This is a genomic window from Streptomyces gardneri (assembly GCF_006539185.1).
Classification (GTDB): domain Bacteria; phylum Actinomycetota; class Actinomycetes; order Streptomycetales; family Streptomycetaceae; genus Streptomyces; species Streptomyces gardneri.
Map to the genome: position 1 here is coordinate 76,760 of NZ_BJMN01000046.1, position 9,087 is coordinate 85,846.

General features: G+C 74.6%; 6 protein-coding genes and 1 pseudogene. 6 read left to right on the top strand and 1 reads right to left on the bottom strand.

The window, feature by feature from the left end; all coding sequences use genetic code 11:
- The first annotated feature begins 126 nt into the window (after positions 1 to 126).
- From SGA01_RS31420 to SGA01_RS31440, 5 genes are all read left to right on the top strand, one after another.
- Positions 127 to 1,302, top strand: a complete 1,176-nt coding sequence (locus tag SGA01_RS31420) for a low temperature requirement protein A (RefSeq protein WP_141300732.1) — start codon at positions 127 to 129, stop codon at positions 1,300 to 1,302.
- Between the two features lie 41 nt (positions 1,303 to 1,343).
- Positions 1,344 to 3,932, top strand: a complete 2,589-nt coding sequence (locus tag SGA01_RS31425) for an ATP-binding protein (protein WP_141300734.1) — start codon at positions 1,344 to 1,346, stop codon at positions 3,930 to 3,932.
- A 235-nt stretch (positions 3,933 to 4,167) separates the two neighbouring features.
- Positions 4,168 to 4,953, top strand: a complete 786-nt coding sequence (locus SGA01_RS31430) for an SDR family oxidoreductase (RefSeq protein ID WP_141300736.1) — start codon at positions 4,168 to 4,170, stop codon at positions 4,951 to 4,953.
- Positions 4,954 to 4,979: 26 nt separating this feature from the next.
- Entirely contained in the window at positions 4,980 to 6,065 is a 1,086-nt protein-coding gene (locus SGA01_RS31435) for a P1 family peptidase (RefSeq protein ID WP_141300738.1), read from the top strand.
- 102 nt (positions 6,066 to 6,167) lie between these two features.
- On the top strand, positions 6,168 to 7,016 hold the full coding sequence (locus SGA01_RS31440; RefSeq protein ID WP_229918189.1) for a DUF6227 family protein: 849 nt from the start codon (positions 6,168 to 6,170) through the stop codon (positions 7,014 to 7,016).
- 26 nt (positions 7,017 to 7,042) lie between these two features.
- On the opposite strand, the gene SGA01_RS31445 is transcribed toward SGA01_RS31440, so the two are convergent.
- Positions 7,043 to 8,155 carry a tetratricopeptide repeat-containing glycosyltransferase gene (locus tag SGA01_RS31445; RefSeq protein WP_229918187.1) on the bottom strand — a complete coding sequence of 371 codons (1,113 nt, stop codon included), beginning with the start codon at positions 8,153 to 8,155 and terminating at the stop codon, positions 7,043 to 7,045.
- Positions 8,156 to 8,515: 360 nt separating this feature from the next.
- On the opposite strand from SGA01_RS31445, the pseudogene SGA01_RS41525 reads away from it, so the two are divergent.
- Positions 8,516 to 9,087: pseudogene (locus SGA01_RS41525) on the top strand (hypothetical protein); the annotation flags it as partial.

Genomic DNA, 9,087 nt, shown 5'->3' on the forward strand with positions numbered 1-9,087 from the left:
GGAGCCGCCGTACCCGTCACCCAGGGCCGGAGCTGCCGTGCCCGTCACCCACGACCGGAGCGGACGGCAGGGAGCGGACGGCAGGGCTCCGCGAGTGATCCGTCGCGCTGTGCTGTGCTGGGACGCATGACGCAACCGTTCCTCCCGCTCACCGCCCGCTCGCGCGAGGAGTCGCACCGGGCCGCCACCCCCCTGGAACTCTTCTTCGACCTGTGTTTCGTCGTCGCCGTCGCGCAGGCCGGCGCCGAGCTCGTGCACGCGGTCGCCGAGAACCACACCGGCGAGGGGATCCTCAACTACGCGATGGTCTTCTTCGCCATCTGGTGGGCGTGGATGAACTTCACCTGGTTCGCCTCGGCCTACGACAACGACGACGTCCTCTACCGCGTCGTCACGCTCGTCCAGATCGCCGGCGTCCTCGTCCTCGCCGCCGGCGTCTCGCGCGCCTTCCAGGAGCACGACTTCCTCGTCGTCTACATCGGCTACGCCGTCATGCGGCTCGCGCTCGCCTTCCAGTGGCTGCGCGCCGCCCACCACGCCACCGACCCCGCCGAACGGACGATGTGCCGGCGGTACGCGGGCGGGGTCGTCGCCGTCCAGATCGGCTGGCTCGCGCTCGTCCTCGCCCCCGAGCCCGCCCGCGGCTGGATCTTCCTCGCCATGGCGCTGGCGGAGCTGGCCGTGCCCGTGTACGCGGAGAAGGACGCGCCCAGCACCTGGCACCCGCACCACATCGCCGAGCGGTACGGCCTGTTCACCATCATCGTGCTCGGCGAGACCGTCGCCGCCGCGACCGTCGCCGTGAAGTCCGGCGTCATCGAGAACGACGCCCTCGGCGAGCTCCTGCCGATCGCCGTCGGCGGTCTGCTCCTCGTCTTCGCCGCCTGGTGGATCTACTTCGTCGTGCCCGCCCACGACCGGCTGACCTCCAGCCGCCAGGGCTTCCTGTGGGGCTACGGCCACTACGTCATCTTCTCCTCGGCCGCCGCCGTCGGCGCGGGCCTGGAGATCGCCGTCGAACAGGCCGTGGGCGAGGCCCACATCTCCACGCTCGCCGCGTCCGCCGCCGTGACGATCCCGTCGGCCGTCTTCCTGTTCTCCGTCTGGCTGCTGCACGCCCGCTACTTCAAGATCGGCATCGCCCAGCAACTCGTGCTGCCCGTGGCCTCGCTCGCGATCCTGCTGTGTACGTTCGCGGGCCGCTGGGCCGTCCTCGCCGCGGGGCTCGTCGCGGCGGCCACGGTCGCCACCGGGGTGACCCTGACCGCCCGGAACCCGGCGCCCCGGGCCACGGACGCCTGAGACCTGGAGGCACCGCCCTCCGCCGCGCGACAATCCGGTCCATGATCTTCCGCCTCCTCGGCCCGCTCGTGGTGTCCGACCCCGCCGGCGCCGCCGCACCCGCCGCCGGCGGCCCCAAGGTCCGCGCCCTGCTGGCCCGGCTCCTCCTCGACGCGGGCCGGACCGTGCCCGTGGACCGGCTCGTCGACGGGCTGTACGGGGACGAGCCGCCGGCCGGTGCGCAGGGCGCGCTCCAGGCGCAGGTCTCCCGGCTGCGCCGGGTCCTGCCGCCGGGGGTGGCGGTGGAGCACTCGCCCGCCGGGTACCGGCTGGCCCTCGGGACCCCGGCGGAGGACGTGGACGCGCTGCGGTTCGAGGCGCTGGCCGGGGCGGGCGCCCGGGCCCTTGCGGCGGGCGACCCCGTGCACGCCGCGGACCTGCTGCGGGAGGCACTCGGGCTGTGGCGCGGACCGGCGCTCTCCGACGTACGGGACGCGCCCTTCGCCGCGGGGCAGGCGGCCCGGCTCGAAGGGCTACGGCTCGACGCCCTGGAGGCCTGGGGGGCGGCGGAGCTGGCCTCGGGCGCCTCGGGCGAGGACCTCTCCTCGCTCGTACAGGAGTTGGCGGCGGCGGTCCGCGAGCACCCGCTGCGCGAGCGGCTGCGCGGGCTCCAGATGCGGGCGCTGGGCGCGGCGGGACGACAGGCCGAGGCACTCGCCGTGTACGAGGAGGTGCGGGCGGCACTCGCGGAGGAGCTGGGCGCCGACCCGTCACCGGAACTGTCCGCCGTCCACCTGGGGCTGCTGCGGGGCGGGGAGGCGGGCCCCGGGCGGACGGGCCCGGAGCGGGTGGCCGCCCCGGCGTTGCCCGCGCCGCTGACGGACTTCGTGGGGCGGGAGAGGGAGGGGGAGCGGCTGGCCTCGCTGGTGGCGGCCGCCCGCCTGGTGACCCTGGTGGGGCCGGGCGGCGCGGGCAAGACCCGGCTCGCCCTGGAGGTGGGCGCGGCCCTGGCGGGCGAGGTGCGCTTCGTGGACCTGGGGGCGGTGGTCGGGGGCGGGCGGACCGGTGCCGGTGAGGTCGCCGAGGCGTTCGCGGCGGCGCTCGGGGTACGGGGCGGCGGCGCGGAGCGGCTCGAAACGGCGCTGGCCGGGCGGCCCGTGCTGCTGATCGTGGACAACTGCGAGCACGTCGTCGACGAGACGGCCGTCCTCGTACGCCGCCTGCTCGCCGCCTGCCCCCGGCTGCGGGTGCTGACGACGAGCCGGGAGGCGCTCGGGATCACCGGTGAATCGTTGCTGCCGCTCGGGGCTCTGACGCCCGAGGCGGCCGAGGAACTGTTCGTGCGGCGGGCCGCGGCCGTGCGGCCCGGATTCACGGGCCACGCGCGCGTGGCGGAGCTCTGCGCGGGGCTCGACGGGCTGCCGCTCGCCGTCGAGCTCGCGGCGGCCCGGCTGCGGTCCCTCTCCGTCGACGAGCTCGCCGACGGCCTCGGCGAGCGCCTCGAACGCTTCGAGCTGTTGTCGCGCGGGGACCGCACGGCGCCGGAGCGGCACCGCACTCTGCGGGCGGTGGTCGAGTGGAGCTGGTCGCTCCTCGCACCCGGCGAGCGGGAACTGGCCGCCCGCTTCTCGGTGTTCCGCGGCGGCGCGACGGCGGAGGCGGTGACCCGCGTGTGCGGCGCGGGGGCCGGCGCGCTGGCCTCCCTCGTGGAGAAGTCGCTGGTGGAGGCGCGGGACGGCCGCTACGGGATGCTGGAGACGATCCGCGCCTACGCCGCCGGACAGCTGCCGGAAGAGGACCCGGCGACCGCCGCCCACCACACGTACTACCGCGAGCTCGCGGAGGCCGCCGACCCCGAACTACGCGGAGCCGCGCAGCTGGAGTGGCTGGTCCGGCTGGACGCCGAGGACGCGAACCTGCGGGCGGCGCTGCGGCGGGGCACCCCGGAGGACGCGCTGCGGCTGGTGGCCGCGCTCACCCCGTACTGGTGGCTGCGCGGACTCCGGGGCCGGGTCGCGGCGCCGGTCGCGGAGCTCCTGGAGCGGGTGGTGCCGACGGCGGAGCTGGGCGAGGAGTACGCGCTGTGCGTGCTGGCGGCCGGGCTGCGCGAGGGCGAACACGTCGAACGCGCCCAGCAGTTCCTGGCCTCGCGGACGGTCCCGCTCCGGCAGCCGTACACGGCGTTCCTGTGGTCGACGTCCGTGGGCCCGGTCGAGGGCCTGCCGATGGGCGACGACCCCTGGTCCCGATCGCTGGTCCTCGTGGGCCGGGCGTTCCTGACGACGGCGACCGGATCCACTCACGGGGACGGCGCGCAGGCCACCGCCGAGGCGCTCCTGACGGAGGCCCTGGCCGGCTTCCGGACGCTCGGCGACCGCTGGGGGACGGCCACCGCCCTGGAGGGCCTGGCGGCCCTCTCCCCCGAACCGCTGCCGCTCCTCGCGGAGGCCTTGGCTCTGTTCGCCTCCCTGGGCGTCGCCGAGGACGTCGTGGACCTGCTCCACCGCCGCGCCGCCGTCCACGAGGCGGCGGGTGACCCGGACGCCGCCGCGGCCGACCGCACCCGCGCGGCGGACACGGCCCGCAAGGCCGGCTTGAAGGGGACGACAGGGACACCAGAGGTGACAGAGGAGACCGGGGCGGCACGATGACCGGCCGTGCGTTCGTGGTCGTCTCCGGCCTCCCGGCCGGCGCCAAGAGCACCCTCGCCCGCGCCCATGCCCTAGGGGGTGTCTTGTCGATCAGGCCGGATCAGGCAGCGGGAGCGCCCCCCGTCAGCGGCGGTCAGCGCTCGGTCAGCGGCTCGTCAGCTCCCGGCGCGAGTCTTCTTTCCGTGCCCCGGGGAAACGCCCCGGCGGCACCGGAGACAAGCCCGAGGAGACCGCCATGCAGCAGCAGCCCGCCACTCGTACCGCCCTCGTCACCGGTTCGTCGCGCGGCATCGGGCGGGCCGTCGCCCGGCGCCTCGCGGCCGACGGGATGGTCGTCGCCGTCCACTACGGGCAGGACGCCGCCGCCGCGCAGGAGACCGTGGACCTGATCGTGCGGGACGGCGGCCGGGCGTTCTCCGTGGGCGCCGACCTGGCCACGCACGACGGGGTCCTCGCGCTCGTCGACGGCGTACGGTCCGGGCTCGCCGCCCACACCGGGGATGCCGTGCTCGACGTCCTCGTCAACAACGCCGCCGAGAGCCGCTCGGGCGGGCACCTCCGGGACGAGACGCCGGAGCAGTTCGACCGGCTCTTCGCGGTCAACGTCCGGGCGCCGTACTTCCTCGTGCAGGGGCTGCTGCCGGTGCTGCGGGACGGCGGCCGGATCGTCAACATCGGCTCGGCCGTCACCCGGATCGCCCTCGCCGACGAGCTGGCGTACGCGATGACGAAGGGGGCGATGGAGACCTTCACCCGCACCCTCGCCAATGTGGTCGGGGAGCGCCGCATCACTGTCAACACGGTCGCCCCCGGCCCGACCCAGACGGCCGGACTCACCGCCGCCATGGCGGCGATGCCGGAGCTGGAGGGCATGCTGATCGGCGGCCAGGCGCTGCCGTGGGTCGGGCAGCCGGAGGACATCGCCGACCCGGTCGCCTTCCTCGCCTCCGAGGAAGGCCGCTGGATCACCGGGACCGTGATCGACGCCTCGGGCGGCACCTATCTCGGCCCCAAGCGCTGAGCCAAGCCGCGTGGTAGGCAGGGGACATGACACATCCCCAGGAAGTGCGGGCCCGGGACGCCATCACCGATGTGAGCGGGGTGCGCGTGGGGCACGCGCGCGTGGCCGGGGTCGGGGCGTTGAGCGGGACCACGGTCGTGCTGGCGCCGGAGGGCGGGGTCGTCGCCGCCGTGGACGTGCGGGGCGGCGGGCCGGGGACGCGGGAGACGGACGCGCTCGACCCCCGGAACGTGGTCCAGCGGATCGACGCGGTCGTCCTGACCGGCGGCAGCGCGTACGGACTCGACGCGGCCTCCGGGGTCATGGCCTGGCTGGAGGAACGGCGCCGGGGGGTGCGGGTGGGGCCCGACCCGTCCCATGTGGTGCCGGTCGTGCCCGCCGCGTGCGTCTTCGACCTGGGGCGCGGCGGGGACTTCTCGGCCCGGCCGGACGCGGCGACGGGGCGGGCGGCGGTGGCGGCCGCCGACGCGAGCGGGGACCACGCGCGCGTGGAGACGGGTGCCGTCGGCGCGGGCACCGGGGCCGTCGTCGGCGGACTGCGGGGCGGGGTGGGGACGGCGAGCACCGTCCTGGAGTCGGGGATCACGGTCGGCGCGCTCGTCGTGGTGAACGCGGTGGGTTCGGCCGTCGACCCGGCGACGGGCGTCCCGTACGGGAGTTGGTTCGACAGCGGCGGCCCCGGGCCCGTCCCCCCGGCGGCGGTGCACGAGGCGGCGGTGCGGCGGCTCGCGGAGGCCCGGACGGCGAGCGCCCCTCCCCCGCTGAACACGACGCTCGCCGTCGTCGCCACGGACGCGGTGCTCACGCGCGCGCAGGCGCAGAAGGTCGCGGGCACGGCGCACGACGGCATCGCGCGCGCCGTGCGTCCGGTGCACCTGATGAACGACGGGGACACCGTCTTCGCGCTCGCCACCGGGCGGCGCGAACTTCCGGAGGAGCCGGGTCCGCTCGCTCTGAACGAGATCCTGGCGGCCGGCGCCGACCTCGTGACCCGGGCGATCGTCCGGGCGCTGCGCGCGGCCCCCGGCGGGCTGCGCGGCCCGGGCGGCGACTTCCCCTCGTACCGCGAGCTGTACGAGGGGGAAGCGAACCCGGAGAATCCGCGCCGATGACCGATCCCCACCAACGTACTTCCGGTAACCGCAAGGGAGTTGACGAAGAACCCGGTGGGAACTTCCGGTGGACGCCCTTCGTTTTGCAGAACCCAGGACACGATGTCAGACCCAGGGACTACGTTTAGCAAGCACCGAGTGACATGCGGCGACGGCCTGGAGACCCTCTTGAACGATCCGCAGGATCCTCACGATCCGTACGAGACGACCGAGACGCACCTTGAGCGGCTCCTCGGCCGGGCGCTCAACTCCTTCGACCTGCCCGACTCCACCGTCGAGCGCCTCGGCACGGCGCTCGCCCACTCCAGCGCGCTGCACTCCTCGCACCACAGCGCGTCGCTGCACCGGACCACCTACCGCCACACGTATCTGCTCGCCGACGGCAGCGCGCTCAGCCTGTGGGAGCTCACGCACAACACCGGAAGGGACGGCTCCGACCAGCACGAGCTGTACGCGGAGGAGTCGGAGGCGCGGCTCGCGGCCTCCCGCCTGCCGGCCGGTCCGCTGCCGGGCTGGACAGCGGAGCGCTCCGACGGCACCACCCTCGACAGTGACGACGACGATGACATGGTGCTCCTGAGCGCCCTGCTCGCCCGCCCGATACCCGCCCAGCCCCGGATGTACGTGCCGGACAACTCCGCCGACCACGCGCGCCGCGTCCTGCGGCGCGCGGAGAACGTGGACCGGCCGGGCGAGCGGACGGCCCGGCGACTCCGCCTGGCGTTCGCCCACCACATCACGCAGGCCTTCGGACGGCAGTGCGCGGTAGAGGGAGGCCGGGACGCCGGGTTCACCCTCTACGAGCACCAGTTCCTGCTGCTCGACGGCAGCGAGGTCAGCCTCTGGGAGATCGAGCACACGGCGACCCCGGACGGCCGGCACATGTGCGAGGTGTACGAGGACGAGCGCTCGGCCCGCGCGGCGATGGAGAACCGCTCCCGGGTCCGCTGACACCGGCCGCCGCCCCCGTCCCGCCGTCAGGCGAGCGCGGGGGCGGGGACGGCGCCCGGGACGTCCGCCCCGGCCTCCGCCAGCTTCCCCAGGGCGAACGCCCGGTTGGCGCGGGTCTGTTCGCGGTACGAAGCGGGCAGGTCCGGCAGGGCGAGCAGCCGGTCGCACGCGGCGAGCGAGGCGGCGTAGTCGCGCGTCCAGTACGCGGTGATCGAGTACTCGAAGAGCAGCCCCCAGCGGTACACCCACGGCTGCATGAACAGCAGGTCGTCCGGCCGCTCCCCGTCCAGGACGGCGGAGACGATGGCGTGGGCGGCGCGGTAGCGGCGCTTCGTCCGCAGCCGTGCCACCAGCTCGTAGCAGGCTTCGAGCCGCTCCGGCCGCGACTCCCAGGCCCGTGTGAGGGCGTCCATCGCGGACGGCCAGTCGCCGGCCTCGCCCCTGAGGACGCCGGACTGGAGGAGCGAGTAGTAGACCTCCTCGCCCCAGCCGCCCATGGCCGCGCGTCGCTCGTAGAGGGTGACGGCCTCGTCGGTGCGGCCCATGTCCCGCATCGTCTGGGCGAGGTAGAAGACGGTGCGCGGATTGGCCGGGTCGCGCTCCAGCTCGGCCCCCAGGAGACGGGCGTCCCGCTCGAACTTGTCGTGGCGTGACCCGCCGTCGGCGTGGTCCTCGATGACCAGGACGTCCAGGTTCCGCTGCTCGTGGTCCCGGTCGGCGGTCAGATACTCGTGGGTGACCCCCTCGTACCGCCAGGGCAGACCGCCTCTGACCAGGCGTTTGATGCGGTACTCCAGGGATCCCTCGTGGCGGATCATGTACGCGTCCGAGGTCAGGTCCGGCAGCGGGCCGTCCTGCCGCAGGACGTGGTCGGCGTCGAGGAGCAGGAGGTAGTCGGCCCGGCCGCGGGCGTGCGCGATGTTGCGGCTGCGGTTGTGGCCGAAGTTCACCCACGGCTCCTCCCGCAGCTCGCCCGGGATGCCGTCGAGGGCGGTACGGATCAGGTCCTGGGTCCCGTCGGTGGAACCGGTGTCGGAGATGACCCAGGTGTCCACGAGACCGCGGACGGAGTCGAGGCACCGTTCGATGACCTTGGCCTCGTTCTTGACGATCATGCACAGGCAGATGGACGACTGCACGGCAACACCACTTCCGGTCGGGTCGAGGAAGCTCTCAGGGGGTGCGCGACCCTACGGGCGTCCCGGGAGGGCGTTCCGTCGGCACGCCGACGAGCGGTTCGAAATTCGCCTTCGTGTACGCATCCATCCGGCTAGGAGCGATACGCCATGGCGTGGAGAGTGCCGCGAGACCGTCAAGCCTTCGCAAGCGCGATCCGATGATCCGACAAGGAAGCACGAACAGGCTTCGCTACCCGGACATCACTCGGACCGGCCGCCACGCGGCCGGTGGAGGAAGGAGCATGCATGCGTCCTGATGCCAGGACCAGGTCCCCGCTGGGTCCCCTGCCCCGACGACGCCCGTGGCTCGTCGGTGGGGCCATGGCCTCCGTCGCACTCGTCCTCACGGGCTTCGCCTCACCGGCGGCCGCTGCCGCCTGGGACACCCCCGGAAGGACGACGGCAGGCCCGTCGACCGGCGACCACTGCGAGGAACGGCCCCCGCACCACCCGGACGGACCGCCGCCGCACCACGAGGACGGCCCGCCGCCCTGGGAGCAGGACGGGCCACCGCCGTGGGAGCAGCACCAGGGCGGTCTCCGCCACGCCGACAAGAGCGACGCCGCACCGCAGTTCGCCGGCTTCCAGGAGTTCCTGGACCACACGATCCAGCCCCTGGTCGAGAGCCCCGGGACCCGCGCCCTGTACGCGGCCCCGACCGGCGGCGACGACGACTGCAAGGTAGGCCCGACAGGCCCGACCGGCCCCACCGGACCGCCCGGCCCGAAGGGCGACACAGGCGACACGGGCGACACGGGCGACACGGGTGCCACGGGCGCGACGGGTGCCACGGGCGGCACCGGGGCGACGGGTGAGACCGGAGCCACGGGTGAGACCGGAGCGACCGGGGCGACGGGTGAGACCGGAGCCACGGGTGAGACCGGAGCGACCGG

What these genes read in the sequence shown, in the direction of transcription:
- SGA01_RS31430 (WP_141300736.1), top strand. Translation starts at nt 4,168, where the DNA reads ATGCAGCAGCAGCCCGCCACTCGTACCGCCCTCGTCACCGGTTCGTCG.
- SGA01_RS31440 (WP_229918189.1), top strand. Translation starts at nt 6,168, where the DNA reads ATGTCAGACCCAGGGACTACGTTTAGCAAGCACCGAGTGACATGCGGC.
- SGA01_RS31435 (WP_141300738.1), top strand. Translation starts at nt 4,980, where the DNA reads ATGACACATCCCCAGGAAGTGCGGGCCCGGGACGCCATCACCGATGTG.
- SGA01_RS31425 (WP_141300734.1), top strand. Translation starts at nt 1,344, where the DNA reads ATGATCTTCCGCCTCCTCGGCCCGCTCGTGGTGTCCGACCCCGCCGGC.
- SGA01_RS31420 (WP_141300732.1), top strand. Translation starts at nt 127, where the DNA reads ATGACGCAACCGTTCCTCCCGCTCACCGCCCGCTCGCGCGAGGAGTCG.